Source organism: Pantoea sp. (assembly GCF_039594315.1).
In the GTDB taxonomy this organism is placed as follows: Bacteria; Pseudomonadota; Gammaproteobacteria; order Enterobacterales; family Enterobacteriaceae; genus Pantoea.
Genome location: NZ_JBCNNP010000024.1, coordinates 26,806 through 52,541, shown reverse-complemented (window position 1 = coordinate 52,541; position 25,736 = coordinate 26,806). Strand labels below are relative to the sequence as shown.

Annotated in this window: 22 protein-coding genes; 15 read left to right on the top strand and 7 right to left on the bottom strand. The window is 53.6% G+C overall.

All coding sequences use genetic code 11. The features are described 5' to 3' along the window. Positions 1-31: 31 nt before the first annotated feature. Both ABDW13_RS14725 and ABDW13_RS14720 read right to left on the bottom strand, forming a co-directional pair. The gene (locus tag ABDW13_RS14725) at positions 32-646 is read right to left on the bottom strand and encodes a response regulator transcription factor (protein ID WP_343553308.1); all 615 of its coding nucleotides are present in this window, start codon (positions 644-646) and stop codon (positions 32-34) included. Further along, a complete protein-coding gene (locus tag ABDW13_RS14720; RefSeq protein WP_343553307.1) occupies positions 631-3,525 on the bottom strand; it encodes a transporter substrate-binding domain-containing protein in 2,895 nt (964 codons plus the stop codon). The genes ABDW13_RS14725 and ABDW13_RS14720 overlap by 16 nt, the downstream gene beginning before the upstream one ends. 282 nt (positions 3,526-3,807) lie before the next feature. Here ABDW13_RS14720 and ABDW13_RS14715 point away from each other — a divergent pair, with 282 nt between their 5' ends. From ABDW13_RS14715 to ABDW13_RS14645, 15 genes are all read left to right on the top strand, one after another. Beyond that, the gene (locus tag ABDW13_RS14715) at positions 3,808-6,054 is read left to right on the top strand and encodes a type I secretion system permease/ATPase (protein WP_343553306.1); all 2,247 of its coding nucleotides are present in this window, start codon (positions 3,808-3,810) and stop codon (positions 6,052-6,054) included. Further along, complete coding sequence (locus ABDW13_RS14710; RefSeq protein WP_343553305.1) at positions 6,054-7,274, top strand: HlyD family type I secretion periplasmic adaptor subunit; 1,221 nt, start codon at positions 6,054-6,056, stop codon at positions 7,272-7,274. Before ABDW13_RS14715 ends, ABDW13_RS14710 begins: the two co-directional genes overlap by 1 nt. A 20-nt stretch (positions 7,275-7,294) precedes the next feature. Beyond that, positions 7,295-8,665, top strand: coding sequence for a TolC family protein (locus ABDW13_RS14705; protein ID WP_343553304.1), 1,371 nt, complete (start codon positions 7,295-7,297; stop codon positions 8,663-8,665). A gap of 18 nt (positions 8,666-8,683) precedes the next feature. Next, positions 8,684-9,397 carry a response regulator transcription factor gene (locus tag ABDW13_RS14700; RefSeq protein ID WP_343553303.1) on the top strand — a complete coding sequence of 238 codons (714 nt, stop codon included), beginning with the start codon at positions 8,684-8,686 and terminating at the stop codon, positions 9,395-9,397. A 210-nt stretch (positions 9,398-9,607) separates the two neighbouring features. After that, entirely contained in the window at positions 9,608-10,516 is a 909-nt protein-coding gene (locus ABDW13_RS14695) for a LysR family transcriptional regulator (RefSeq protein WP_343553302.1), read from the top strand. A 199-nt stretch (positions 10,517-10,715) separates the two neighbouring features. Then, complete coding sequence (locus ABDW13_RS14690; protein WP_343553301.1) at positions 10,716-11,390, top strand: DUF1028 domain-containing protein; 675 nt, start codon at positions 10,716-10,718, stop codon at positions 11,388-11,390. Further along, on the top strand, positions 11,383-12,336 hold the full coding sequence (locus tag ABDW13_RS14685) for a glyoxylate/hydroxypyruvate reductase A (RefSeq protein WP_343553300.1): 954 nt from the start codon (positions 11,383-11,385) through the stop codon (positions 12,334-12,336). The genes ABDW13_RS14690 and ABDW13_RS14685 overlap by 8 nt, the downstream gene beginning before the upstream one ends. 374 nt (positions 12,337-12,710) lie before the next feature. Further along, positions 12,711-13,808: an ABC transporter ATP-binding protein gene (locus ABDW13_RS14680; RefSeq protein WP_343553299.1), complete on the top strand. Its 1,098-nt coding sequence runs from the start codon at positions 12,711-12,713 to the stop codon at positions 13,806-13,808. A 56-nt stretch (positions 13,809-13,864) separates the two neighbouring features. Beyond that, a complete protein-coding gene (locus tag ABDW13_RS14675) occupies positions 13,865-14,929 on the top strand; it encodes an extracellular solute-binding protein (protein WP_343553298.1) in 1,065 nt (354 codons plus the stop codon). A gap of 27 nt (positions 14,930-14,956) precedes the next feature. Then, positions 14,957-16,288: an LLM class flavin-dependent oxidoreductase gene (locus ABDW13_RS14670; RefSeq protein ID WP_343553297.1), complete on the top strand. Its 1,332-nt coding sequence runs from the start codon at positions 14,957-14,959 to the stop codon at positions 16,286-16,288. 18 nt (positions 16,289-16,306) lie between these two features. Beyond that, on the top strand, positions 16,307-18,082 hold the full coding sequence (locus ABDW13_RS14665; protein WP_343553296.1) for an ABC transporter permease subunit: 1,776 nt from the start codon (positions 16,307-16,309) through the stop codon (positions 18,080-18,082). A 10-nt stretch (positions 18,083-18,092) separates the two neighbouring features. After that, positions 18,093-18,815 carry a class II aldolase and adducin N-terminal domain-containing protein gene (locus ABDW13_RS14660; RefSeq protein WP_343553295.1) on the top strand — a complete coding sequence of 241 codons (723 nt, stop codon included), beginning with the start codon at positions 18,093-18,095 and terminating at the stop codon, positions 18,813-18,815. Then, positions 18,805-19,314: a flavin reductase gene (locus ABDW13_RS14655; protein ID WP_343553294.1), complete on the top strand. Its 510-nt coding sequence runs from the start codon at positions 18,805-18,807 to the stop codon at positions 19,312-19,314. Before ABDW13_RS14660 ends, ABDW13_RS14655 begins: the two co-directional genes overlap by 11 nt. Before the next feature lie 75 nt (positions 19,315-19,389). Then, positions 19,390-20,649, top strand: a complete 1,260-nt coding sequence (locus tag ABDW13_RS14650; protein WP_343553293.1) for an NAD(P)/FAD-dependent oxidoreductase — start codon at positions 19,390-19,392, stop codon at positions 20,647-20,649. Continuing rightward, a complete protein-coding gene (locus ABDW13_RS14645; RefSeq protein WP_343553292.1) occupies positions 20,646-21,785 on the top strand; it encodes an alpha-hydroxy acid oxidase in 1,140 nt (379 codons plus the stop codon). The genes ABDW13_RS14650 and ABDW13_RS14645 overlap by 4 nt, the downstream gene beginning before the upstream one ends. 107 nt (positions 21,786-21,892) lie before the next feature. Here the strand turns inward: ABDW13_RS14645 and ABDW13_RS14640 are convergent, their stop codons facing one another. The 5 genes from ABDW13_RS14640 to ABDW13_RS14620 all read right to left on the bottom strand — a co-directional run bounded on the left by ABDW13_RS14640 (position 21,893) and on the right by ABDW13_RS14620 (position 25,676). Next, a complete protein-coding gene (locus ABDW13_RS14640) occupies positions 21,893-22,117 on the bottom strand; it encodes a hypothetical protein (RefSeq protein ID WP_343553291.1) in 225 nt (74 codons plus the stop codon). Between the two features lie 90 nt (positions 22,118-22,207). Then, entirely contained in the window at positions 22,208-23,473 is a 1,266-nt protein-coding gene (locus tag ABDW13_RS14635; protein ID WP_343553290.1) for a type II toxin-antitoxin system HipA family toxin, read from the bottom strand. Continuing rightward, the gene (locus ABDW13_RS14630; protein ID WP_343553313.1) at positions 23,463-23,780 is read right to left on the bottom strand and encodes a helix-turn-helix transcriptional regulator; all 318 of its coding nucleotides are present in this window, start codon (positions 23,778-23,780) and stop codon (positions 23,463-23,465) included. Before ABDW13_RS14630 ends, ABDW13_RS14635 begins: the two co-directional genes overlap by 11 nt. Positions 23,781-23,929: 149 nt before the next feature. Then, positions 23,930-24,664, bottom strand: a complete 735-nt coding sequence (locus ABDW13_RS14625; RefSeq protein WP_343553289.1) for a GNAT family N-acetyltransferase — start codon at positions 24,662-24,664, stop codon at positions 23,930-23,932. Continuing rightward, entirely contained in the window at positions 24,657-25,676 is a 1,020-nt protein-coding gene (locus ABDW13_RS14620) for a LacI family DNA-binding transcriptional regulator (protein WP_343553288.1), read from the bottom strand. Before ABDW13_RS14620 ends, ABDW13_RS14625 begins: the two co-directional genes overlap by 8 nt. Between the last annotated feature and the right edge of the window lie 60 nt (positions 25,677-25,736).

The following is a 25,736-nucleotide window of genomic DNA, read 5'->3' as shown; positions in this document are numbered from 1 at the left end:
CCATTGTAAGGTCGCCATTGATGGTGACCGCTTAATAACTGCTGCGCCGCGCCAAATCCACCACATCACACACCTTACGCGTCTGCATCTTTTGCATAATGCTGCGCTTGTAGGTGCTAACCGTTTTGGCACTGAGTTTTAGCTCACCAGCGATCACACTATTGGTTTTACCGGCACCTAATTCATGCAAAATCTGACGTTCGCGATGGGTAAGCGCGGCAATCAAGTCGCTGTCCTGATGGTTGCGCGCGGCGGGATCGCTATAACGCACCATCACTTTCTTACCTTGTTCAACGTCATTCAATACCGAATGAAACAACTCCGGGCCGCAGCTTTTGTTGAGATAGCCTTGCACATCTAACTTCAAGCGCTGAATCGCGTGCCAACTGCTATCGCAACTGGCAAAAACCAACCATCTGCAAGCCGCCGTATGTTTACGACCTCGCTTCAACTGTTTGAGATGTTGTTCGCTCAAACCTTGCATATCCATAATCAGCAGCGAGGGGATATCTAACACCATGGCGCGCATCAATTCTTCCGGATCGGAGATCGCCCCGGCAATGGTATTACCGCGCTCAATCATCACTTGCGATAAACCCTCCACCATTAATGGATGATTATCATAAATAATCACGCGGTTGCGCATGCTAACTCCTCACACTTGAGGCATCGGTTTAAAATCTCACGCAGTTCGACAGGCGTTATTGGCTTGGTCAAACAGGCATCAATGCCTGCATTGATACAATCTTCAGCGGCATCAAAGCTGCTCATCGCGGTTAACGCGTAAATCGGCGTTGGCGTCAGTTGTTCCTTACTTTCTACTGCACGAATCGCGCGGCTCATTTCGAAACCATCCATTTCAGGCATGGTGCAATCGGTGATGATTAAGGCGATATCCTGCTGATGTTGTTGCCACAAGGTTAATCCATGGCGTCCGTGCACCGCGCTGATGGTTTCATAACCGGCTTTTTTCAGTTGTTGTGTTAATAGCAGGCGGGCAGGCGGATAATCATCCACGATAAGAACCTTCGCGGCACTTTTAACGCTGTGCTGCTCAACGCTTTGCACTGCATTCATCGGCACCGCCGAGAAGTGCAGGCTTACGGTATTGCTTTCGCCCGGCACGCTGGTCACTTGCAGCGATGCGCCGGCATCCTGTGACATGCGTTGGCAGGCCGCCATACTGAAGCCGCTATCCGCCCAAACACGCTGATCGTCTTCGGGTGTCGGCCTGTTTTGCAGCGCTTCCCAACGCGCAGCAAGTTTGCCGTCGCCGGGATTGTGCACCTCAATGGTCAGCGGCAAATGACCACTTTCCTGCGGCGCATCAACGCGCAACAGCACTTGAATCTCACCTTGATGGCTGTGTTTAATCGCATTGCGCAGCAAGCTGGAAACAATGCGAATAATTAACAGCGGATCAAATTCCACTCGCGGCGTGGCAGGATCAACCGTGACATTCACGCGCAAACCTTTCTCTTCCGCTTGCTGCTGGAACAGTGCCACCGTGCTGCGCAGCAACGAAGGCAGATTCACCACACGAATACGGCTCTGTTCGTCGCGCGCTTCAGCGCGGAAGATATCGAACACATCACCGGTAATGGAAAGCAGGGAACAAGCCGATTCGTACACGGTTTGCAGGTTTTCGTTGTGCTGATTGCGACTGTGCAGGCGTTCCAGCTCCAGCTCGAGCAAACCGGTAATCGCGTTCAACGGCGTGCGGATTTCGTGTCCCATGCTTTTCATAAACGTGTTGCGGGCTTCCAGTACGCGATCGTTCTCGGCTTTGGCTTCCTGCAACTGACGGATCAAGGTCTGATTGCTGTTCAGACGTTCGCGCAGGGATTCGAGTGACTTAATCAAGCGACCAATCCACCAGCCAATCAGCAGCACTAAAATCAGCGCGACTAACATGCTGATGGCAATGAGGGTTGGAGAAAAATAGCGTTCGGATTTTTGTTCCGGTGCCATTAAGGTGTCACGCCACGAACCGGCCAGTGTCATCAGGCGCTGCGGCTCAATCTGTTGCAGGGCTTTATTCACGATGGCGAGTGCGGGCACATCTTCACGCTGCGCCGCGAAACCAATGCTGTACGGTTTTACCGGCAGTGAAAGCGACTGATGCAGTTGCTGGAACGGGTAACGCTTGAGCTGATATTGCACCGCAAACTGCGAAGCAATCGCGCCGTGTGCTTCATTATTCTTCACCATCTGTAACGCCTGATTAACTGAATCAGCCAACGTCAATTGCAAGGTGGGATACCAGGTTTCCAGCCACGGAATTAACGGACTATCACGCTGGATGGCAATTTTCTCACCAGAAAGTTCATGCAACGAGGCGGGTTGGATGGTGTTGCGCTGCATTACCAGCACCGCAGGTGTCACTAACCAGGGATCGCTCTGCGCCAAAGTGGGCGCAGCCGCTTCAGTTTCGCCTGGCACGGCCAGGTTACTGGCAAGCAAAGCTTGCGGATGTTTGACCATCAATGCAGTCAGTTGGTCTTCATCGTTTGCGACTTCGTAGTGGAATTGCAAACCAAAGCGGTCGCTGATTTGTCGCAGTACATCAATCGCTAATCCCGTCAGTTCACCTTGTTGACTGACAAAACTTAATGGTTCACGGCGCGCATCGACCACCACTGTCATGCTCGGATGCTGTTGGAGCCAGGCGCTTTCGGCGGGCGTCAATGAGAGCGATGGATAGCCGGTTACCGCTTCGCTATCCATTCCCCATCCATGTGCAATGCGCAAGCGACTCACCAACGGTAAATGCGTCAGCACATTGTTGATGGCACTGAGCAGTTGCGGTTCGCCGCTCGGCACGCCAAAGGTCAGCTTAAATTCACCCAGCGAAGGGTGCGGCAACAGCCAGAGATTCTCCAGCTGATTGTTGCGCGCCAGATAGCTGGCGGTGGCATGACTAAAGCCTTTGGCGTTGGATTGGCCAAAGGCGACGGAATTGATGGCGTGATAATAATCTTCGAAGGCGTCGGGCGAATATTCGATGCCCGGCATGCTTTGGCTATCTAGCGCCAGCAGCGGCAAATTGCCGCCGGGTAAACGCTGCCCGGCACGTGTCACCACCACCGCGCGATCGTTCAGCCACGGCAAAGAAGCGTAAACCGAGGAGTGTGGCGTGAGTTCTGGCGTCCACACCGCCAGCATGCACACGTCGCCCTGATTCAGTGCCTTGATGGCTTCTTCGCGGCTGGAGTAGTGAATCAGATCAAAATGCACCTGTAAGGTGGATTCCAGCAGCGAAAGATAATCCGCATCAATACCGGCTAATTGCCCGCGCTCAATCCCCAGACTGACCGGCGGCTGTGAAGCGCCCCATACACCGACACGAATCACCGGATGAGTTTGCAGCCAGGCGCGCACCGGGGCGGCAAACGTGACTTGTGGTGGATTGACTTCGATGCGTGGTGCCAACGTCAATGCTTGTTCGCGCGCATGCAGCAGCGCTGGCAATAAAACCAGAGCCAGTAAAGAAAGCTGCAAGAAGCGAAGCAAAGCGTTTTTCATTGTCATCCATTCGGTAGCGAATCTGCCGAATATTCTGACGCACATCGTGAAATTAATAGACAGGACGGGTCTTGGATTGTGGAACTCAGCCCGCCAAAGAAGACCATAAGCATTTTCCTACATCCGCCTAAGTAATCGTTGATTAAGACATTTCTTGGATTTCCCTATCCTTGCGCCACGATTTCGACGAAATGCACATCCGGCTACAAGCTTGGTCTTGATTTTCGTCCTCCTGAACTTTTCACCCTGACCTGTTTACGGGCTAACCACGGGACGTCACTGATGAATGCAGGCTTAACCACCCAAGCAGAGCTGGAACAACTTGCTGGCAGCCACTCGCGTGTGGACGATACCTTGCTGCAAAGTGTCGCATGGATGTGCAAACACTATAAACGCGGCCGCAGCCAGGACGTGCTGGTTGCCGAATTACCCAAGGAAGCGCTGCTTTCTCCTTCGCTGGCATTGACGGCATTTGAACACGCTGGATTTTCCGCTGGATTGGTAGAACGCCCGTTGTGGGAACTGCCGATGCAGGTAACACCATTAATTTTGGTGCGCAAAGGATCCGGCGGGGCGATTCTGCTGGATCGTAAGTCACGCAAAAGTGACGACGGCAAAATGGCCGACTTTTACACGGTAATTTTGCCGGAAATCAGCCCGCAACCGGTTGAGTTGGCTGCCGCAGAAGTTGAAGCCTGGTACAGCGGCTTTGCCATTATGGCGAAACCCGGAGCCAAGCTTGATCGCCGCGTCGAAGAAGCCTTGCCAGAAAACCAAGCGCATTGGTTGTTCAGCACTTTGTGGCGTTATCGCCGCTATTACCGCAGCGCGGCTGTGGCTTCCGTGATCGTCAACATTCTGGCGCTGGCCAGCATCTTCTTTACCATGAACGTCTATGACCGTGTGATCCCTAATCAGGCCTTCACCACTTTGTGGTCGCTGGCGATTGGCGTCACCCTGGCGATGCTTTTCGAAGCGCTAACGCGCTTTATCCGCGCTCACTTATTAGATGGTGCCGGTAAAAAAGCCGATTTGATTGTCGGCTGCTTGTTATTCCGTAAAGCGCTGGCGGTGCGCATGGAGCACAAACCGGCTTCGTCCGGTACCTTTGCCAGCCAGCTGCGCGAATTTGAATCGGTACGTGATTTCGTCTCTTCCGCCACGCTGGCAACGCTCGCCGATCTGCCTTTTGTGGTGTTGTTCCTGTGTGTGATGTTCTCGATTGGCGGCGCGCTGGGTTGGGTACCGCTGCTGATGCTGCCGCTGATTCTGCTGGTGTGTATCGCCATTCAATGGCCGCTGGCGAAGATCATGAAAGCCAATCTGCAAGAAGCCGCCTTGAAGCAGGGCGTGCTGGTGGAATCGGTGGAAGGGATGGAAACCCTGAAAGCGGTCAACGGCCAGGCGCATATGCAACGCCGTTGGCAAAGTGCCAGCGCGTTGCAAGCTGCCAGTGCTTCCAAATCCAAACGTTATGCGTCGCTTGCTACCAACGCAGTGACGTTCCTGCAACAGTTTCAGGCAGTGATGTTGATTGTGGTTGGCGTGTACATGATTGACGCTGGCGTGCTCTCCATGGGCGGCCTGGTCGGCAGCGTGATGCTGGCGAGCCGTGCCACTGCGCCTTTAGGGCAGGTAATTGGCCTGGCGGTGCGCTATCAATCAGCCAAAGCGGCGTTGGCTTCGCTGAATAAATTGATGGCGATGCCGGTGGATCGTGATCCGCAGCAAGAGTACGTCGCCGAGCCGGAACTCAACGGCAACATGGCGCTGAAAGCGGTTGGATTTAGTTATCCTGCGCCGCCAATGCGCCCAAACCCGCCAGTTTTGAGCAACATCAATCTCAAGATCAGCAGCGGCGAGCGTATCGCGATTCTCGGCACTATCGGCAGCGGCAAATCCACCTTGTTGCGCATCCTTGCGCGCCTGTATATGCCTACCCAGGGCCAGATGTTCAGCAGTGGACTTGATGTTAACCAAATCGATCCTGCCGATTGGCGTCACGCCACCGGTTTTGTCAGCCAGGATGCACGCCTGTTCTACGGCAGCCTGCGCGAAAACGTGATGTTGGGCATGCCGGATGCCTCCGCCAGCGAATTTATGCGCGTGCTGAAACTCACCGGTTTAGACCAGATTGCCGCGCGACATCCGCAAGGCATCCATCTGCAAGTGGGTGAGCACGGCGGCAACCTTTCCGGCGGTCAGCGCCAGCTGGTTGCTCTGGCACGCACCTTGATCGCCCGTCCGCCGGTATTGCTGCTCGATGAGCCAACCAGCGCGATGGATGCTCAAACCGAACAGCAGTTCATCAAACACCTGCGCAGCGCCACTTCAGATCAAACGTTGGTGGTGGTTACGCACCGTCCTTCACTGCTGGCGCTGGTGGATCGTGTCATCGTGCTGGATGACGGCAAGGTAATCATGGATGGCGCGAAAGACCACGTTTTAGCCCGCTTACGTGGCGAACAGCCAATAACACCTAGGGAAGCCGCCAACCAGGCCGCTCCAGCCACACAGGAGCCCGCATAATGAAAAACAAAAAAGCCATCAGCGCCGGTGATGCCGCCTTTATGAATGATATTCAGGCATCGCTGCTCAGCCAGAAAACGCCGGGTTCGCATCTGGTGTTGATCATCCTCGCGACAATCATTGTGGTGTTCTTCACCTGGGCGCACTTCGCGCGCGTCGAAGAGATCACCAAAGGCGAAGCCAAGATCGTTTCTCGCAGCCACGAACAGGTTATTCAGAGCCTGGAGGGCGGCATTCTCTCGGCGATGGATGTCACTGAAGGCCAGGAAGTGAAGAAGGGCGAGGTGTTGTTAAGAATTGATGCCACGCGTGCTGAATCCAGCTATCGCGAAGCATTAAAGAAAGAGATTGGCTTGAAGGCCAGCATCGCACGTCTGCGTGCGGAAGCTTACAACAAGCCATTGGAGTTTGACGCGCAAGTCAGCGCTGATCCAAAAGTCGTGGAGCAAGAAACCGATGCCTATAACGCGCGTAAGAAAGCGCTAAACGATGCGGTCAACGCATTGCAGCACAGTTATGACTTATCGATGCGCGAAAACAATCTGGCGGAAAAACTTTCCGCGCGCGGCTTACTGTCTGAAGTGGAAATGTTACGTATGCGCCGTCAGGCCAACGATTTGCAGTCGCAGATTGTTGAACGTCGCAACCGCTTCCAGGCCGATGCCAACTCAGAGCTGAATAAACTGGAGCTAGAACTGGCGCAAACCACTGAAAACCTGGTGGGCCGCGCGGATATCCGCGATCGCACCATTATCACTGCACCGGTTAACGGCACGGTGAAAAACATCCGCGTCACCACGCTGGGCGGTGTGATTCAGCCCGGCGAACACATCCTGGAAATTGTGCCGAGCGAAGATCAGTTGTTGGTTGAAGCCAAAATTCGTCCTTCAGACGTGGCGTTCCTGCATCCGGGCTTACCGGCGACTGTCAAAATCACCGCTTACGATTACGGCATCTACGGTGGTTTGAAAGGCAAAGTTGAGTTGATCAGCCCGGATACTTTGAAGGATGAGAGCAAAACCGCCAGCGGCCGACCGGATGATACCTATTACCGCGTGATGGTGCTGACGGACAGCAGCACCTTAAACGTCGGGGCGAAAGCTCTGCCAATTATTCCAGGGATGATCGCTTCGGTCGAAATCCGTACCGGTGAAAAAACCATTCTTGATTATCTGCTTAAGCCGGTGTTCAAGGCGCGTGAAGCATTCCGTGAACGCTAACAGCAGATAGGAACAGAGTGATGAAACATAAAAAATTATTCCCGCGTCAGCTGGCGATGCTGGTGGCGATGCTGTTGCTCGCCCCGGCTGCATCAGCCGCCGACAGCGACTTTTACGCGTTGCCTGAAAACACCAGCACGGCGATGCAGGTGGATAAAAGCAGTGTCAGCAGCGAGCAACTACGCCAGATTTTTTCTGGCGCGGTACAGACGGCTTTGCAACGCAATCCACAATTACTCAGCGCGCAATACAGTGCCGAAGCGGCGCGCGAAGAGGTGAAAGCGGCTAAGGGCGCACGTTTGCCGCAGGTGGATGTCAGCACCGGATCGCGCCGCGTTGAGTTCGGCGGCGGTAATCGTGGTAAATACGGTGACAACAATACGCCTGCCGTAGCGGTCACGGCGTCCACCACGTTGTATGATTTCGGCCAGACCTCGAACACCATTCGCAGTAAAGAGCAGGGCGTGAAGGCAGCTGATTTCCAGTTTGCTTCGCAGCAGGAAGATCTTGCCTGGCAGGTGAGTAGCGCGCTGGTAGAAATTTCTAAGCAGCGATTGATCATTGAAGCCAGCGAAGAGTACGTGGCGCGCATGCAAAAGCTGGTCAACATGTTAAGCGCCACGGTGCAACTGGATGCCGGACGTCGTAGTGAACTGGCTCAAGCAAAGGGCCGCTTTTTGCAAGCGCAGTCAGCATTGGACAATGCACAATCGAACCTGCGCGATAGCGAAATTACGCTGCAACGCTTAGTCGGTGATAAGCGTATAAACTTGCCAAAAAGTCGCAGCTGGAATTTGCAGCCTGGTTCGGTGAATGTGTTGTTGAAACAAGCAGAAAGTCATCCAACACTCAATCAGGCCAGAGCGCAGGCCGCCGCTTCACTGGCGGATGCGGAGGCGCTAAAAGCGTCGAATCTGCCAAAAGTGAATTGGGTGGTGAGTAAAAGCACCGCTAAAGATTATTACGGGCGCGAAGATGCATGGCAAACCGGCGTTAACGTCAGTTGGGGCGTGTTCCGTGGCGGTTCCGCCAGCGCGTCTGAACGGGCAGCGGTGCAGCGTGCCGAAGCGTTACGTGAAGAAGCTGAAGAGAATCTTGATGATTTACAGCAGCGCGTACGCGCCGCCGATCAGGATGCACGTTCGCGTTTGGGTCGCGCCGATTTGTATCGCAATCTCGGTGTTGAATCCGACCAAATCCGTAAAGACTTTTTTGATCAGTGGTATCACTTAGGGAAACGCACGCTGCTGGATGTGCTCAGCGCGGAGTCGGATTATTACAACAATCGGGTGGAAGAGATCGCTAACCGTTATGACGGTTACAGCGCGATTTTCCGCGGTTATGCAGGTTCTGGTATGCTCCTGAATTGGCTAAATGGCCGTATCAAGTAATCCGGCAGATTGAGGTTGATGATGACGCTTTTGGACGATAAAAAAATTGCGGTGGTGATGCTCGATGATCATCCGATGATGCGCTTCTCTTTTGAAGTCGCCGCCACCCGTGAGCCGGATATCAGCATGCTTGCCACTTTTGGCAACAGCAAAGATTTGCTGGACTGGTTGCGCATCAACCATGCGGATGTGCTGGTGCTGGATTACATCCTCGGCAATGACGAGTTGGATGGCTTATCGCTGATTAAGCAGATCTTATCGCATCATCCGCAATTGAAAATTCTGCTCTCCTCTTCAATGGAGAGCGTGGCGGTGATTCACGCCGCGTTGCAATTGGGGATAAAAGGTTACATCACCAAACGCGAAGAGACGCCGCGCTATTTTGCCGCAATTCGAACCATTGCTGCCGGGCAACGTTCACTGCCGGACGACATTGCCAATGAGTTGGACCAGTTGCCGATTCGTAAGCGCGAACGTAATGCATTGTTGCAGCAGCAGAGTGAAGCCTCAACTGATGACGCGTCGCGCATGGCGCATTTAAGTAAGCGTCTGACACCGCGTGAAGCGGAAGTGATTCGTTGCTTTATCGATGGTATGCAGGTGGTGGAGATTGCGATTAAGCTGAAACGCAGCCGTAAAACCATCAGCGGACATAAGCAGACCGGTATGAAGAAATTAGGTCTGACGTCTGATTTGGAATTATTTAAATATCGCGACGATTTGTTTAAATAAAATATCGTGGTCACCATAAATGGTGACCTTCTTTTGCACAATCGCTGCGCAATTTTTCAATAAAATGTTTTACCGTGGTGCGCACCATAATCTGATTTCCTTCCTAACCGGCGCCATTGCTTAAATCCCCCATCTGGCACATTGCTTGCATTATTTATTATCCTCCAGCGGAAATATTTTCACAGTGTGATTATAAATAATGGGTCGCCAATGAGCCGTTTCACCCTTAAGCAGCTTAAATATTTTGTCACCGTGGTGGAAACTGAAAGTTTTGCCGAAGCCTCACGACAACTGCATATTGCCCAGCCGTCCATTTCTATCGCGATAAAAAATCTTGAAGAGACCTTCGAGCAGCAACTATTGCTGCGCCATCATGCTCAGGGCGTTTCATTAACACCGGGCGGCAGGCGTTTTTATGACAAAGCTAAAGAGCTGCTGCGGCTGTCGCATGAATTCGAACAAAACTCACGTGCCGACAATGAAATTACCTCCGGAACCATTGCTATCGGCTGCTTTGAATCTGCCGCACCGCTGTATATGCCGCGTTTGATCGCCGGGTTCAAAAAGTTGTACCCCGATATCACGCTGCAACTTTATGACGGCGAACAGCATGAAATCATGCACGGGCTGCATCGCGGCCGCTTTGATTTGGCCTTTCTTTATGACCTGGAACTGGACAATTCGATCTATAAAGAGAAACTCAACGCGCCACATAAACCTTATGCGTTACTGCCCGCGCGTCATCCGTTGGCACAGCAAACCAGCGTCACCTTGCAGCAATTAAGCCGCGAGCCGATGATTTTGCTGGATGCGGTGCCAAGCAAAAACTATTTCATCAGCATATTTAAAGCTAAAGGCTATCATCCTGAAGTGGCGTACAGTTCGCCATCAATAGAAATGGTGCGTTGTATGGTGGGGCAAGGATTAGGATTTTCTGTACTGGTAACTCGGCCCTTTACCCATTTCACTTATGACGGTGAACAAGTGGTGCAACTGGATATTGATGACGAAATGGAAGCCTCAACCTTAATCATGGCCTATCTGGAAAATAATGAACCGACGCAACCGGCCAAACTGTTTATGGAATATTGCCGGACGGTAGAATTAAGACCAGTTTAATTTTTATAGAAAAGCAATTGCCGCACCTATCGTAGCGGCGCGATTTATCGCGCAATAAATTGCGCCGCTACGACATATGCGAACAGTAATATTTTTTATATAGCTTGTGTCGTTTTTAAATATTGTAAAGCGTATTACGCATCGCATAGGCTCAAATTAACTTATCCGTTTTCTCTTAGAATTATTTCCAGGAGGATCTATGACGTTTTCGATTACCGCCCGCTGTCCGGAATCGGGTCAGCTTGGCGTGGCAATCAGCTCTTCAAGTATTGCTGTTGGTGCGCGCTGTCCGTGGTTGCTGGCCGGTGTGGGCGCAGTGTCCAGCCAGAACATTACCTTACCGCTATTGGGGCAACAGGTGCTGGCGCATTTAGAACAAGGACAATCCGCCGAGCAGGCGTTAGCACTCGCGATGGCGGAAGATCGTTTCAGTGATTATCGCCAGGTGACGGTGATTGATGCCGCCGGCGCAACGGCCCATTTCAGCGGCAGCCAAACCCTGGGGACATGGAACGTGGTGAGCGGGGAAAATTGCGTCGCCGCTGGCAATATGCTGGCCGACCGCGCGGTGATTGCGGCGATGGTGAAGACCTTTGAAGCCACATCCGGTGAATTAACCTCGCGCTTAGTGGCGGCATTGCAAGCGGGCGTTGTAGCTGGCGGTGAGCAAGGGCCGGTGCACTCTGCGGCAGTCAAAGTGGTGGATGATTATGCCTGGCCGCTGGTTGATCTGCGGGTAGATTGGTCGGAACAGGATCCGGTGCAGATCCTGGCGCAGTTGTGGCTGGACTACGAACCGCAGATGGAAGCGTACGTGACGCGCGCGCTCGATCCGCGTGAAGCGCCCAGCTACGGTGTACCCGGCGATGAGTAGCGCGGCAAAAACCTTATTGGTTAACTTTGTACCGCCGGATGAATTGCCGCAGTGGCGCGATTTTTTTGGTCGCGCGTTGCCCGATTTGCACGTGGCATTGTGGGACGATCACACGGTTGAACCCGAGTCGGTACAGTATGCATTGGTGTGGAAACCGGAACCGGGCAGGTTGGCGCGCTTCCCTAATTTGCGGGTGATTATCAGCGAAGGAGCCGGCGTTGATCACATCACTGGCGATCCGCTGATTCCACCGCATATCCCGGTAACACGCATGGTGACGCATGAAACTTCCGCGCGCATGGCGGATTACGTCACCATGGCGGCTTATATGCTGTTGCGCCAAATCCCCCAAATCATCGAAGCGCAGCGCCAGCGACAATGGGCCAATCATCTGACCGGACGACTGGCCAGTGACACGCGCATTGGCATTCTGGGTTTGGGTAACCTCGGCGCAGTGGTAGCGCAACGTTTGCTGGCGAATGGCTTTACGGTCAACGGCTGGTCGCGGCGCGAGAAGCGCGTGGCGGGTGTTCATGGTTTTAGCGGCGCGCAGCAACTCAATGCTTTTCTGCACAGCAGCGATATTTTGGTTAATTTGCTGCCCGATACCCATGAAACCCGCGGCCTGATTAACCATGAGGTGTTGAGCCAACTGCCGCGCGGTGCGGGGATGATCAATGCCGGGCGTGGCCCGCAGCTTGATAGCGATGCGTTGTTACGCGCGCTGGACAGCGGGCAAGTAGAGGCGGCGGTGCTTGATGTGTTTGTGCAGGAACCGTTACCGCCCGATCATCCACTGTGGCAGCATCCGCGCGTGATCGTCACCAGTCATGTCGCTTCTCTGATTTCCAGCCAGGCTAAAGCGCAACATGCGATTGCGGTGATTAATGCCGATCGCGCCGGATTGCCGTTGCCATTACTTTATAATCGTGAACAGGGATATTAATATTTTACTGTAATTAATCACTCTGCACGCAAATAATCCCTTTGCATCATTATGGCGCTTAAAATGCGCCATTTTAATGCATGAGATATTGCACGTTAATATCCGTTATTGAGGTGATAATATTTTTATATGTCGCACTTTTAACGCAAGACTTCATTCTATCCATATGTAATTAATGGATTTTACTAAGCATAGTTTTTTTAAATCAGCTGGCAACATAATAACTGGTTGCACGAAATTCGTTGCTGTATGCATAGTGACTTCACACAAAAACGGATGTCCAAATCCGTAATAACTATTCAACATCGCTATTAACGCTCGCGTTAAATAATAAAAGAGACGTTCAGTCCAATCACCTGCATCGGGAGTGCAACATGTCTTATTTCGCTCATCAGGATGAAATGCATTCTTCTGCGGTTGTGCCGGAAATTAAAATGCGCAGCGCAGGTTTAACCAAAAATTACGGTGCCACCACCGCGTTGCATCCGGTCGATCTTGAGGTGCGCAGCGGCGAATTACTGACGCTTTTAGGCCCGTCTGGCTCCGGCAAAACCACGCTGTTGCAGCTGATTTGTGGCCTGGCGGAACCGACTGGCGGCGAGCTTTATATTGATGGCGTCAATAAAACCCACGCGCCAACCCATCAACGGGATATCGGCGTGGTGTTCCAGAACTACGCGCTGTTCCCGCAAATGACAGTGCAAGAGAACGTGGCATTCCCGCTGCAAATGCGCCGCATCTCGCGTGCCGAAAGTCTGAAGCGTGTGACTCATGCGCTGGAAATGGTTGGCCTGGCACATTTTGGTCACCGTTTCCCGCGTGAACTCTCCGGCGGCCAGCAGCAACGTGTGGCGCTGGCGCGCTGCCTGGTTTATCAACCGTCGCTGATTCTGATGGATGAATCACTCTCCGCGCTCGACCGTAAATTGCGTGAAAGCATGCAGGTCGAGATCAAGCGCATCCACCGCGAAACCGGCGCCACCATCATCTTCGTCACCCACGATCAGGAAGAGGCGCTGGCGCTGTCCGATCGCGTCTGCCTGATGAACGCCGGTCGTATTGAGCAGATTGGCACGCCAGAAGAGATTTATGAGCGTCCGGCCAGCGCCTTTGTCGCCGACTTTATTGGTATCTCCAACATGATTTCCGGCGTGGTCAGTGCCAGCGGTGAGTTCACCAATGCCGATGGCGTGATGCCATTACCGACCGGTTTATCCGCCACGCAAAATCAGCAACAGGCCACGATGGTGATTCGCCCGGAATATATCGAACTGCACGACGCGCCAGGCGGTTATCTGCATGGTGAAGTGGTTGAGTCGATTTATGTCGGTTCCGAAACTCGCTTGCTGATCAAACTCGCCAGCGGCGCATTACTCACCGCCCGGCAAAGTGCCGGACAGAAAACGCGTCAGTTAGGGGAACGTGTTTCCCTAAAATGGCACACCGCACATGCGCGCCTGATTAGCGGCTAAACGCACGTTTCGCTTGATCCTGTCTTTATTATCAATTGCATAGGGAGTCATGAGTCATGTTTAAGAAACCAGCCAGTCGGCGAGACTTTATTAAAACCGTCGCCGTGACCGGTGCGGCATTGTCTGCCCCTTCGTTGTGGATCCCACGCGCCTTCTCCGCCGATAACACACTGATTGTTGCCGACAACGGCGGCGCGATTGCTCCTGCGCTGCGTGCGGCATTTTACGATCCGTTTGAGAAAGAAACCGGTATTCGCATCACCAACGTGGCGCATGAATCTGACCCGGTTACGCAATTCAAAGTGGCGGTGGATGCCGGTTCGCATATCTGGGATTTGGCGATGGTGACGCCAGACAACGTGCAACGTCTGACGCAAGACAAAAACTACGTCGCGCCGCTGGATATGGCGGAAAACAGTGATGTGCTGCCGGGCATGATCACCGACAACTGGTTTGGTTTCTCGGTGTGGGGAACGGTGATGGCGTATCGCACCGACAAGTTTAAAAACGGTGCGCCAACCGGTTGGGCGGATTACTGGGATACCGAGAAATTCCCAGGCCGTCGCGCGCTGTATCGCTCGCCAAGTGGCACGCTGGAAATGGCGTTGCTGGCTGATGGTGTTGCGCCGAAAGATCTCTATCCGCTGGATATCGAACGCGCCATGAAGTCGATGGACAAGATCCGCAAATCGGTCAACGTCTGGTGGTCGAACGGCGCGCAAAACACCCAACTGCTGCAAAGCGGCGAAGTGGATATGTCCGATACCTGGAACGCGCGTGCGATTGCGGCGATTAAGTCTGGCGCGCCAGTGAAGATTGATTGGTCAGGCACTTACAGCGTGGATGGTTGGTCGATTGTTGCTGGCACACCGAAGCTGAAAGAAGCGCAGCAGTTTGTGCGTTTCTGCATGCAGCCAGAGCGTCAGGCGGTGTACTCGGCGATGACCAGTAACGGCCCAAGCAACAACAACGCCCTGAAGATGATGGAGCAGAGCAAAGCCGAACTGCTCACTACCTATCCGAAAAACCTCGAAGGGCTGCAACGCCGTGATGAAGGTTGGTGGTCGAAAAACTACGACGCCGTTAACGAACGTTTCCAGGAATGGCTGCTTGAAGGCTAATCCCGTTATCACTCGCTGGAGAATTGCATGAGTAACCGACAAATTCATCTGGGCCTGTTGGCCCAGCCGCAGGGCGATCATCCGGCCTGCTGGCTGAAAAGCAGCGCGCCTCTGGATGCCGCCACCGATATCGATCATTACCGTTCTGTCGCGCAGTTGGCGGAAAAGGGCTTGTTTGACCTGTTCTTTATCGCCGATACACCCGCCACGCGTACCGATAATTTGCATGTGCACAGCCGCAATCCGGAATACAACAACCGTTTCGAACCGGTCACATTGCTGTCGGCAATTGCCGGTGCCACCAGCCGCATTGGCCTGGGCGCGACTGCATCAACCAGTTTCTATGAGCCGTACAACATTGCGCGCTTGTTTGCTTCGCTCGACCATATTTCGCATGGTCGCGCCGGTTGGAACATTGTGACTTCGGCCAACGATTACGCCGCGCGGAATTACGGCCTCGACAAACTGCCGCCTCACGACGAGCGTTACGTTCGCGCGCATGAATTCTACAAAGTGGTCGAAAGCCTGTGGGACACCTGGGAAGACGACGCGTTTATTTACGATCGCGAATCGGTGACCTATTACGATCCGGCCAAATATCACGTCACTGACCATGAAGGGAAATACTTCAAGCTGTTTGGTGGTCTGAACATACGCCGTACGCCGCAGGGACGCCCGGTGATCATCCAGGCCGGTTCGTCCGAAACCGGCAAAAACTTCGCGGCAGAAACCGCCGAAGTGGTGTTTGCTTCCGATCCAACCTTAGCGGCAGGCAAAAAGTTTTATGCCGATTTAAAAAGCCGTCTGCCGAAGTTTGGCCGCACGCCAGACGATCTGAAAATCCTCGCCGGCTTGTCGGTGATGATCGGCGAAAGCCAGGCTGAAGCGGAAGATAAATATCAGGAAATTCAGCGCCTGATCCATCCGGACGTCGGCATTATGCGTTTAAGCGCCGATCTGGAAACCGACCTCAGCGGTTTGCCGCTGGATGAACCGGTGCCGATCTCAATGATCCCGGCCAAAGCCAATTTCCACCAATCCTACTTCAACATGATCGCCGAGATGATCCGCGAGCAAAAACTGACGCTGCGCCAGCTGTATGCGGCTTATGAGCGCGGCAAAGTCACGCTGTGCGGCACGCCACAAACCATCGCCGATCACATGATGGAGTGGATGGAAAGCGATGCGGCCGATGGCTTCATGATGAGTTTCCATGTGGTGCCTGACGATCTCGCCGATTTCATCACCCATGTGGTGCCGGAGTTGCAACGTCGCGGCGTGTACCGCAAAGCCTACAGCGGCAGCACCTTACGTGACCATCTTGGGTTAGCGCGTCCGGCTAACCGTCATAGCCGTTAAGTTGGGAGGATGAAACCCGTGACCAGCCTGATTGAAATCAGTAAAAAAGAACGCAGAACGCTGCAATGGCCGCGCTTCGGTGCGTTATGGCTGGCGCTGCCCGGCGTGTTATTTCTGCTGCTGTTTCTGATCTGGCCGTCGCTGCGCATCTTCAGCCTGAGCCTGTTTGATCGCAGCGGCCAGCTGTCGTTTGCCGCGTTTGCGCGCTTTTTTGGTACTGGCGTGTATAACCGCGTACTGCTCAACACCTTCAATATCGCTTTCTGGACGACCGCGTGGTGCTTGCTACTGGGTTATCCGCTGGCGTATTGGCTGGCGGGATTGTCGAAACGCACGCAGCAAGTGGTGTCGCTGCTGGTGCTGCTGTCGTTCTGGAGCAGCACCTTGGTGAAAAACTTCACCTGGCTGATCCTGTTGGGGCGCAACGGTTTTGCGGAAAACATCATGCAGGCGCTGGGTTTCTCCAGCCTGCATTTCCTGTTCAATCGCGACATTGTGATTTTCGCCATGGTGCACACGCTGCTGCCGCTGGCGGTGGTGACGATGTTGCCGGTGATGAATCAGCTGGATCGCCGCTTAACACTGGCAGCGGCTACCTTGGGTGCTGACCGCGCGCAGGCCTTCTGGCGCGTCTATTTCACCCAATCGATGCGCGGCGTGGCGGCGGCGGGATTGCTGGTGTTTATCAGCAGCCTCGGTTTCTTTATTACGCCCACTTTCCTCGGTAGCCCGCGTGAAATGATGCTGGGCCAGATGATCATCATGCAGATTAATGAGCTGCAAAACTGGCAGCTTGGCAGCGCGCTGGCGGTGGTGCTGGTGTTGGCGGCGCTGATCAGTTGCGCGGTGTATAACCTGATTTTTGGCTTGTCGTCGCTGGCCGGTGAAAGCCAACCTTCGCGTTCCTCACACAGCCGCGTGTTGCGCTTGATGGGATTAGCGCTGGTGAAAACCATCGCCGGAATCTCATCGCTGATCGTCAGGATCTATGACGCATCGCTAGGCCGCGTACTGCGCGTAAATTTGCTGGGGGTTTACGCCTGCCTCGCCATTTTTGTGCTGTTGTTCCCGGTATTGGCGGTGATTCCGATGTCCTTCACCAGCGGCAGTTTTCTGACGTTTCCGCCGCAGGGCTTCAGCCTGAAGTGGTTTGACGTGTGGTTCAACTCGCCATTGTGGGTTGGCGCGACGCTGCGATCCTTCGGCATTGGCATCGTGGTCGGGCTGATTACCTGCGTGCTGGGTACGCTGGCAGCACTCAGCGTGGTGCGCTCAAACAGCAGGGCGCGCGGCTGGTTGTTCTTCCTCTTCCTACTACCGATGATGATTCCGTCGATTGTGATTGCCATCGCACTGTTCTATTTCGCGGCTCAGCTCGGCTTGGTGGCGACCAATACCGGCATTGCCATTGGTCACGTGGTGATTGCGCTGCCGATGGTGTTTGTCATCCTGCTGACCACATTCCAGGGCCACGACTGGCGACTTGATCATGCAGCGGCCACGCTCGGTGCCAACAAATTGCAGGTGCTGTGGCGTGTGACGTTGCCGTCGATCAAAGGTGGCTTAGCCGCGGCATTTGTCATCGGTTTCCTGACTTCCTTTGAGGAATTAACCGTGGCGCTGTTTATGGGCGGCGGCATGAAAACCACCATTCCGAAACAAATGTGGGACGACATCCTGCTGCAAGTCAGCCCAACGCTGGCTGCGGCGTCCACCATGGTGTTGCTGGTGGTTGTGGTGTTGTTTGCCGCGATGCAAGCCGTGAAACCGCGCACCAAGCGCGTCTCTAATTAAGGTGATTGTGATGAGTGAAAAACAGATTCGTATCGATTTGGCCGCGTCATTTCGCATGTTTGCTCGCCTCGGCATGCATGAAGCGGTAGCGAATCACTTTAGTGCGGCGGTATCAGCCGATGGACGTCGCTTCCTGATGAACCGCAAATGGCAGCATTTCTCCACCATCCGCGCCAGCGATCTGATTTTGCTGGATGCCGACGACGCCAGCAGCATTGACGGCGGCGCGGTCGATCCCACCGCGTGGGCGATTCATGGTCAGTTGCATCGCCGCGCGCCGCATATTCGTGTGGCGATGCATCTGCATCCGATTTATGCCACCACGCTGTCAACCTTGGCCGATCCGACCATTGTGCCGATTGAACAAAACACCGCGCGTTACTTCAATCGCGTGGCGGTGGACAGCGATTTCGGTGGCATGGCCGATACCGAAGATGAAGGTGCGCGTTTAGTGGCGATGATGGGCGACAAATCGCGTTTGATGATGGGCAATCACGGCGTCATGGTGACGTCTGAAACCATCGGTGAAGCCTTTGATGACATGTACACGCTGGAGCGCGCCTGCCAGATTTTGGTTCAGGCTTACGCCACGCAGCAGCCGCTGAAAGTGTTGTCGGCGGAAGTGGCGGAAAAAACCGCGCGTGATTGGGAAGGCATCCGTGATTTCTCCATCGCCCATTTTGACGAGATGAAGCGCATTCTGGATCGCGAGGAACCTGATTATGCCGAGTGAGAGCGTGATGCTGGACGTTGAAGCGTTGAGTGCACAGCAACGGTTCCGTAATGCGATGGCACAACTGGCAGCGGCGGTACACGTCGTTACCACCGATGGCCCGCACGGCAAAGCCGGATTTGCCGCATCGGCGGTTTGCAGCGTGACTGATTCACCGCCCACGGTGTTGGTATGCCTCAATCGTGCGTCTTCCGCGTGGCAAACCACGGTGGAAAATGGGCATGTGTGTATCAACACCTTGAGTGCCGGGCAGCAGGCGATTTCTGCGGCGTTCGGCGGTAAAACCGCGATGGCCGATCGCTTCAGTAAGATCGATTGGATCGAACGTGAGGGTTTAGCTCCGGCATTAGCGGGCGCGGCGATGACGTTGGATTGCCGCATCGTCAATAGCACGCAGGTTGGCAGCCACGATGTGTTGTTCTGCGAAGTGCTGGATATTATTGATAATCAGACCGGCAGCAATCTGCTCTATTTTAATCGCCAATATCACTCGCTCTAAAAACTAATTGATTAATGACCTTCGCGCTGAATAACCCGCGCGAAGCGCGATGCCGCTTTTTTTGAGGATGTGACAATGTCAGAGGTAATAACTGAAATCGATACTGTAGTGGTCGGCGCGGGGCAGGCGGGCATCGCCATGAGTGAACATCTTACGGCGTTAAATATCCCGCATCTGGTGCTGGAAAAAAATCGTATTGCAGAAGCGTGGCGGAGCGGGCGTTGGGATTCATTGGTGGCGAATGGTCCCGCATGGCACGACCGTTTTCCCAATAGGCATTTTGATGCGCATCCCGATAGTTTTATTAATAAAGAGGGCGTGGCGGATTATTTCGAAAAATATGCTCAACAATTTAATGCGCCGATTCGTACTGGCGTCACGGTAAATAAAGTCACGCGTAATCGTGGACGTGCTGGATATACGGTGGAAACCAGCGACGGTATTATTCAGGCGCAACGTGTAGTGGCGGCATCCGGGCCATTTCATCGACCCATCATTCCGGCCATTGCGCCCACCACCGAGAGTATTCACCAACTGCATTCGGCGCATTATCGTAATCCGCAACAGTTACCAGAAGGCGGGGTGCTGGTGGTTGGCGCCGGTTCCTCGGGCGTACAAATTGCCGATGAATTGCAGCGTGCTGGACGTGACGTGTGGCTGTCGGTAGGCGCGCACGATCGTCCGCCACGTGCCTATCGCGGCCGCGATTATTGTTGGTGGCTCGGCGTATTGGGTTTGTGGGATGCGGTGACCAAAGAAGCGCACAAAGAACACGTGACGATTGCGGTGAGCGGCGCGCGCGGCGGGGAAACCATTGATTTCCGACGCCTGGCACATCAGGGCATTCATCTCACCGGCGTTGCGCGTGATTTTGACGGCGTTAATGCCTATTTCGCCGACGATCTGCAAAACAATGTGCGTCTCGGTGATGAAAACTATCTATCAGTGCTGGACGCGGCAGATGCGTGGATTGACGCCAACGGCGCGGATTTGCCGCCTGAACCGGCGGCGCGTGAGTTTATGGCCGATCCGGATTGCCTGCTCAATCCGACGCTTTCACTCAATCTGGCTGAGCAGCGCATTCGCACCATCATTTGGGCGACCGGCTACGCCACCGATTACCGCTGGCTGGAGGTGGATTGCTTTGATGAACAGCAGCGCCCAGTGCATTCTCGCGGCGTAGCGAAAGAAAATGGCATCTATTTCCTCGGCTTGCCGTGGCAATCACGTCGCGGCTCGACCTTTATCTGGGGCGTTTGGCATGATGCCAAATACATCGCCGATCAGATTGCCATCCAGCGCAGCTATGCGGCTTATGGAGAACCGGCCGAATGATGTTGAATTGGCATGATTTACGCCAACGTGCTCAGCGGGTGCTGCCCGCTTTTGCCTTCAGCTACGTGGAGGGTGGCGCGGACGATGAGAAAACCCTGGCGCACAACATGGCGGTGTTTGATCGCTGGCAGTTTGCGCCTCCAGTGCTGAAAGATAGCAGTCAGCGCGATCTACGCTGCACACTCGGCAATAGCGCGTTAAGCGCGCCGCTGTTGGTGGCGCCAACCGGTTACAACGGCATGTTGCGTTATCAAGCCGATCAGATGCTGGCGCGTGCCGCCGCTAAACACGGCATCGGCCATATTCAAAGTACCGTTTCGACCGCCTCGATTGAGCAATTGGCTGTGGAAGGAAATGGGCCGCGCTGGTTTCAGCTGTATGTGTTGAAAGACCGCGATGTGACGCTGAACCTGATCGAACGTGCGAAAAAAGCCGGCTGCGAAGCGTTGGTGGTGTCAGTGGATGCGGTGCATTTCGGTAACCGCGAACGCGATAAACGCCATTATCTCCGTCCAATGAAACTGTCGCTGAAAGCCATGGCCAACATTGCCTGTCATCCTGGCTGGCTGCGCCGCACCTTGATTCCACACGGCATGCCGGGCTTCGGCAATTTAACGCCGTATCTGCCCGCGGAGTATCAAAAAGGCATGGGCGCAGCGGCCTATTTCGCCAGCCAGATGGATCAAACGCTGAACTGGCAAACGCTGGCGTGGATACGCCAACAGTGGCACGGCCCGCTGTACATCAAAGGGATTATGACGGTGGAGGATACGCTGTTAGCGCAACAGCTGGGCGCGGATGGCGTGGTGTTATCTAATCATGGCGGGCGACAACTGGATGGCAGCATCAGCCCAATGTTGATGCTGGCGGCGACACGTCAGGCGGTGGGTGAGGATTTCACCTTGCTGATTGATAGCGGTTTCCGGCGAGGCACCGACGTGGTGAAGGCGCTGGCGCTGGGAGCCAATGCGGTGTTGTTGGGACGTCCGTTATTGTATGCGGTAGCGTGCGGCGGCGAAGCGCAGGTTGAACGTACGCTTGCGACGATGATTCAGGAGATTGATCGTACGCTGGCACAGTTGGGATGTTGTTCGCTGCAGGAGTTGCATGCAGAACTCCTTAGAAGCCGACACTAAAAGGCACGTACTGTAGCGGCGCAATTTATTGCGTTATGTTGACCTTAAAAATCAACTGAACGCGATAAATCGCGCCGCTACGGAATGTGCGCTTATGCACTTACTGGTTATTGCTGAGTTTGTTGCTTTTTGCTGTCTTCTTCTTTCTGCTTCTTGTTCGCCATATGATGACCAACCGCACAACCCGCCGCTGCACCAGCAACGCCGTGATGCGCCAGGTGACCGGCCGCGCCGCCGACCACCGCGCCTTTAATACATCCCTTGGCTTCAACTTGTGAAGTGACTGACAACAACAAACCTGCCGTTAATACGATAAATGAAAGTTTACGCACTGGGGTCGTTCCTTATTAGTAACCAGAACTCATTGTAGCGATGCACATAAATCCAGGCGTTAACAACTGTAAACAAAGGTGTTTTTACCTTTATCGTGCAAGGTTTTTTATATTCTCGTCGATTCGCATTTGCACCAGTCGCAGCGTTTTAGCGGTGATTTGATCGGGAAAGCTATCGGCTGCTTTAGTGGCAAAATCAGCCGCAACGGAACAGTATTTATCGACAATCTCACCCGCTTGTGCGGCGGTGAGATTAGCTTCTTGTTGCGCCAACGCCATGATGTGTTTGCGCTTAATATCTAAAGCCTCGCCCATTACATCCATCTGGTGATAACCACCGGGGCCTTCACAAAAAGTGACGTCATACGCAGGGGCGAGTTGCCACTGTCCATTTGCCGACATGATCCAGGCAAAGTTTTTCGGATGGTCGTCGCGATTATTGAAAACAATGTTAAACACCACCCGTTCAAAGGCGCGGACTTTCTCGCGGACATCATTAGTGCAGTGCTGCGTTGCGCGTAGAAAATTGGTGTAATCCAGCGCACCTGGCGTTTGATAATTGGCACCGGTATAGGCCGCGAGACTTTGCATCGGCACGCGCATGCCGTTTTGTCGATCAAATCGACGCGATGCAAAGGCCGCTTGTCCGTTCGGCAGGGCAAAATACGCGGTGTCTGGCGTTGCTATCTCGCACTCACGTAGGCACTGCGCGTAAGCCGCTTCAATGGCACACATTTCGGGATGTTCATGGCGCGCGGGAAATTTAATCAACCATGCTTCTCGCTCGCTTGAAGCCACCGTGCTGAAAACGCCGCTGTCGCCATCGCGATAGAGCAGCGCTTTTGGCCTGGCACCTTGCGGTGATCCGCCCATCTGCAACAACCGTTGCAAAAATTCGCCGCCTTCGCCGTCGAGCACTTCCTGAACTTCTGCGGCGAGTTGGTCTAATGCAATCTCCTCTGAAGCTTCATCTGCATCGGGTTGAGAAGGTTCAAACGACATCGCGCCCATCGCATTATCGCCAATGTAGGTTAAGCGTTCTAAGGGGCCGATGCGCGCGGCGTTGAGTCCGCGTTGGCGGAACAAGCGATCCATCAATAACATTCCCCAGCCGTCGGGTAGCGCATCATAAACCGGGCCGGGCAGGCCAAGTTGATGAGCGGGGAAGTCTCTGCGTAAACGCGGTCCTTGCAACGGTAAAGTTAAGGCGGAAAGTTCCAGCCCACGACGAATCGCCGCATCGCTGTATTCGAACATGATCACCGGGCGTCCGGTCAGCGCGGTGGACGAAACCAGCGTTCCCCAGTGCAGGCGCTCACCCCAGCCTTCGTACCAAACATCGACTTTATTTACCATGATGATTTCCCTTTTTAACCCGCTGGCGAGTGGCGCTTTCTTCATAACGCAGCAGATCATCCAGGCTATCTACTTTGGGGGCAAACAGCGCTTCCAGCTCGTTGATTCGGCCTAGCACCATCGCCACTTTGACCAGGCTTTCAAAGCCGACATTGCGACCTGATTCCAGATTCGAAACCGTATTCACTCCAATTCCGGCTCTGGCGGCCACTTCGGCTTGCGTCATCTGCTGCGCGAGACGCTCCTTGCGCAATCGGCTGCACAATAATTTAACGATTTCATCCGGTTTACTGAGGGTTAAATCCATCATAATGGGGCTTATCGCGCGAAAGTGAAGTTAATACCCAATATTATAGAGTTAAACGGAAAAAGGTGTGAGGGGGTAACACCATTATTTTGGGTGTTAAGTCTGGATTATGGACTTAAGCCACAAAATAATGGATTTAAACAAATCGATTAGTGAGATGCGTTATAAACGCGCAGTGGAATCACAGCGCTAAATTTTTCTCGTTCATACAGCGGAATGCCGGTTTGGCTGGCGATCAAAATCATGCCTTTGGCTCCGGCGCGTTGCGCGGCGGCGGCAATAGTGTGTATCAGCGCCGATGCCAAACCCTTACGGCGATGATCGGGATAGGTCAGGACATCATCAACAATAAACCAATCATCCTGATGAATAGCCCGAGCGTAAGATGACATCTGCGCATGATGGCGGGTATAAAAATCATACATTCTGGCGTCGGTGAGATGCTCAGCGCGAATAACGTTAAAGCCTCTCTGCCGGTTATACCATTCCGCCTCTTCCGCCGTTTGCACGCGCTGCACCGGGATCGTCGTGGTGTATGATTCTGTTCCAATCGCGCGATACATCAGCAATTCTTGCAGGCAAAATTGATAGCCCGCTTGGGTTAACTGCGGCTCTGGCAACGCATCTGTGCTGAGAATACTGAGATAGTGATGTTTGCCTTTGTGAAACTTGCGCACCGACGCAATATTATCACCGTCATGCCAGTAGAAAGATTCACGATCGCGCGAACGCACACCAATCGGCAATTTAAATACGCAGTGGCTGCGTCCTGGTTGATGCGTGACGCTGACATCATTGCCGCCGCGCGATTTCGCCCAGCCGCTGATCAGCGCCTGAAGCATGGCATCATCAATAAGGGAAGCTGACGGTGATTGACTATTCATCAATGTGTGGCCCTGGCGTTATCGAGTTTCTAATCTTTAACTCACCGCAAATTAACGGCAGCGGCGTGACGTCATGACCTTCTAACATCTGTGATAACTGCATTAATGCGCTGGAGACCATTTCAGCCATTGGTACATGCACAGACGTTAAAGCGGGAATGAAATAAGAAGCGATGGGAATATCATCAAAACTCAGCAGGGAAACCTCTTCCGGTAGGCGTTTTCCCGCTTGATGCAGCGCAGAAGCCGCGCCAATCGCCATATCGTCATTGCTGGCAACAATCGCCGAGAAGGTGACCTGGCGTGCCAGTAATAACTTCGCCGCTTCACTGCCGCTTTCACTGGTCCAACTGCCATCCAATATTAACGATTCAGCCTGCACGATATTATGGTGTGCCAATGCGGCGCGAAATCCTTTTAAGCGGCTAATGCCGGTATGCGATCCGTCCATACCTTTAATAAACGCGATATCGCGATGTCCTTGCTGGATGAGATAATTCACTGCATCGAAGGTGTCTTTTTCATGATCGACACACACTGAATATTGCGGGAATTTTTTTAACCGGCGATTGAGGATTATCAGCGGCTTACTGAGCGTTGGGATCAGATCATCGATTTCATCCACGCTCAAATAGCGTGGGTAGATGATCACGGCATCGCAGCGGCTGTCTATCAGGAAATGAATGGCATCGCGCTCCTGCTGCGCGTTGTGTTTGCCGTCCGCCAGCATTAACTGCGAGCCCAATTGCTCGGTTAATGTCGCCACCTGGAACATCAACTCACTGAAGTAGGGGCCTTTATATAAGGTATTCGGCACCATTAAACCTATGCTGTGCGAACGATTGGTTGCCAGATTACGAGCAACCAGATTAGGTCGATATCCCATCTCATTGATCGCGCTCATCACCTTGTCACGTGCGGTCTTCGACACATAACTGTGGCCAGCCAACACGCGCGAAACCGTGGCTTTTGACACGCCGGCGCGTTTTGCCACATCTAGCATAGTAATCATTCTGTTTCCTTTTAAGTCTCCGGGCACATTGTAACTAATAATCATGCCAAAAGAAGTAGG

Coding starts and splice junctions, on each gene's coding strand:
- ABDW13_RS14620 (WP_343553288.1), bottom strand. CDS start 25,676: ATGATTACTATGCTAGATGTGGCAAAACGCGCCGGCGTGTCAAAAGCC.
- ABDW13_RS14710 (WP_343553305.1), top strand. CDS start 6,054: ATGAAAAACAAAAAAGCCATCAGCGCCGGTGATGCCGCCTTTATGAAT.
- ABDW13_RS14715 (WP_343553306.1), top strand. CDS start 3,808: ATGAATGCAGGCTTAACCACCCAAGCAGAGCTGGAACAACTTGCTGGC.
- ABDW13_RS14660 (WP_343553295.1), top strand. CDS start 18,093: ATGAGTGAAAAACAGATTCGTATCGATTTGGCCGCGTCATTTCGCATG.
- ABDW13_RS14670 (WP_343553297.1), top strand. CDS start 14,957: ATGAGTAACCGACAAATTCATCTGGGCCTGTTGGCCCAGCCGCAGGGC.
- ABDW13_RS14700 (WP_343553303.1), top strand. CDS start 8,684: ATGATGACGCTTTTGGACGATAAAAAAATTGCGGTGGTGATGCTCGAT.
- ABDW13_RS14625 (WP_343553289.1), bottom strand. CDS start 24,664: ATGAATAGTCAATCACCGTCAGCTTCCCTTATTGATGATGCCATGCTT.
- ABDW13_RS14695 (WP_343553302.1), top strand. CDS start 9,608: ATGAGCCGTTTCACCCTTAAGCAGCTTAAATATTTTGTCACCGTGGTG.
- ABDW13_RS14630 (WP_343553313.1), bottom strand. CDS start 23,780: ATGGATTTAACCCTCAGTAAACCGGATGAAATCGTTAAATTATTGTGC.
- ABDW13_RS14685 (WP_343553300.1), top strand. CDS start 11,383: ATGAGTAGCGCGGCAAAAACCTTATTGGTTAACTTTGTACCGCCGGAT.
- ABDW13_RS14725 (WP_343553308.1), bottom strand. CDS start 646: ATGCGCAACCGCGTGATTATTTATGATAATCATCCATTAATGGTGGAG.
- ABDW13_RS14635 (WP_343553290.1), bottom strand. CDS start 23,473: ATGGTAAATAAAGTCGATGTTTGGTACGAAGGCTGGGGTGAGCGCCTG.
- ABDW13_RS14655 (WP_343553294.1), top strand. CDS start 18,805: ATGCCGAGTGAGAGCGTGATGCTGGACGTTGAAGCGTTGAGTGCACAG.
- ABDW13_RS14675 (WP_343553298.1), top strand. CDS start 13,865: ATGTTTAAGAAACCAGCCAGTCGGCGAGACTTTATTAAAACCGTCGCC.
- ABDW13_RS14650 (WP_343553293.1), top strand. CDS start 19,390: ATGTCAGAGGTAATAACTGAAATCGATACTGTAGTGGTCGGCGCGGGG.
- ABDW13_RS14680 (WP_343553299.1), top strand. CDS start 12,711: ATGTCTTATTTCGCTCATCAGGATGAAATGCATTCTTCTGCGGTTGTG.
- ABDW13_RS14645 (WP_343553292.1), top strand. CDS start 20,646: ATGATGTTGAATTGGCATGATTTACGCCAACGTGCTCAGCGGGTGCTG.
- ABDW13_RS14705 (WP_343553304.1), top strand. CDS start 7,295: ATGAAACATAAAAAATTATTCCCGCGTCAGCTGGCGATGCTGGTGGCG.
- ABDW13_RS14720 (WP_343553307.1), bottom strand. CDS start 3,525: ATGAAAAACGCTTTGCTTCGCTTCTTGCAGCTTTCTTTACTGGCTCTG.
- ABDW13_RS14690 (WP_343553301.1), top strand. CDS start 10,716: ATGACGTTTTCGATTACCGCCCGCTGTCCGGAATCGGGTCAGCTTGGC.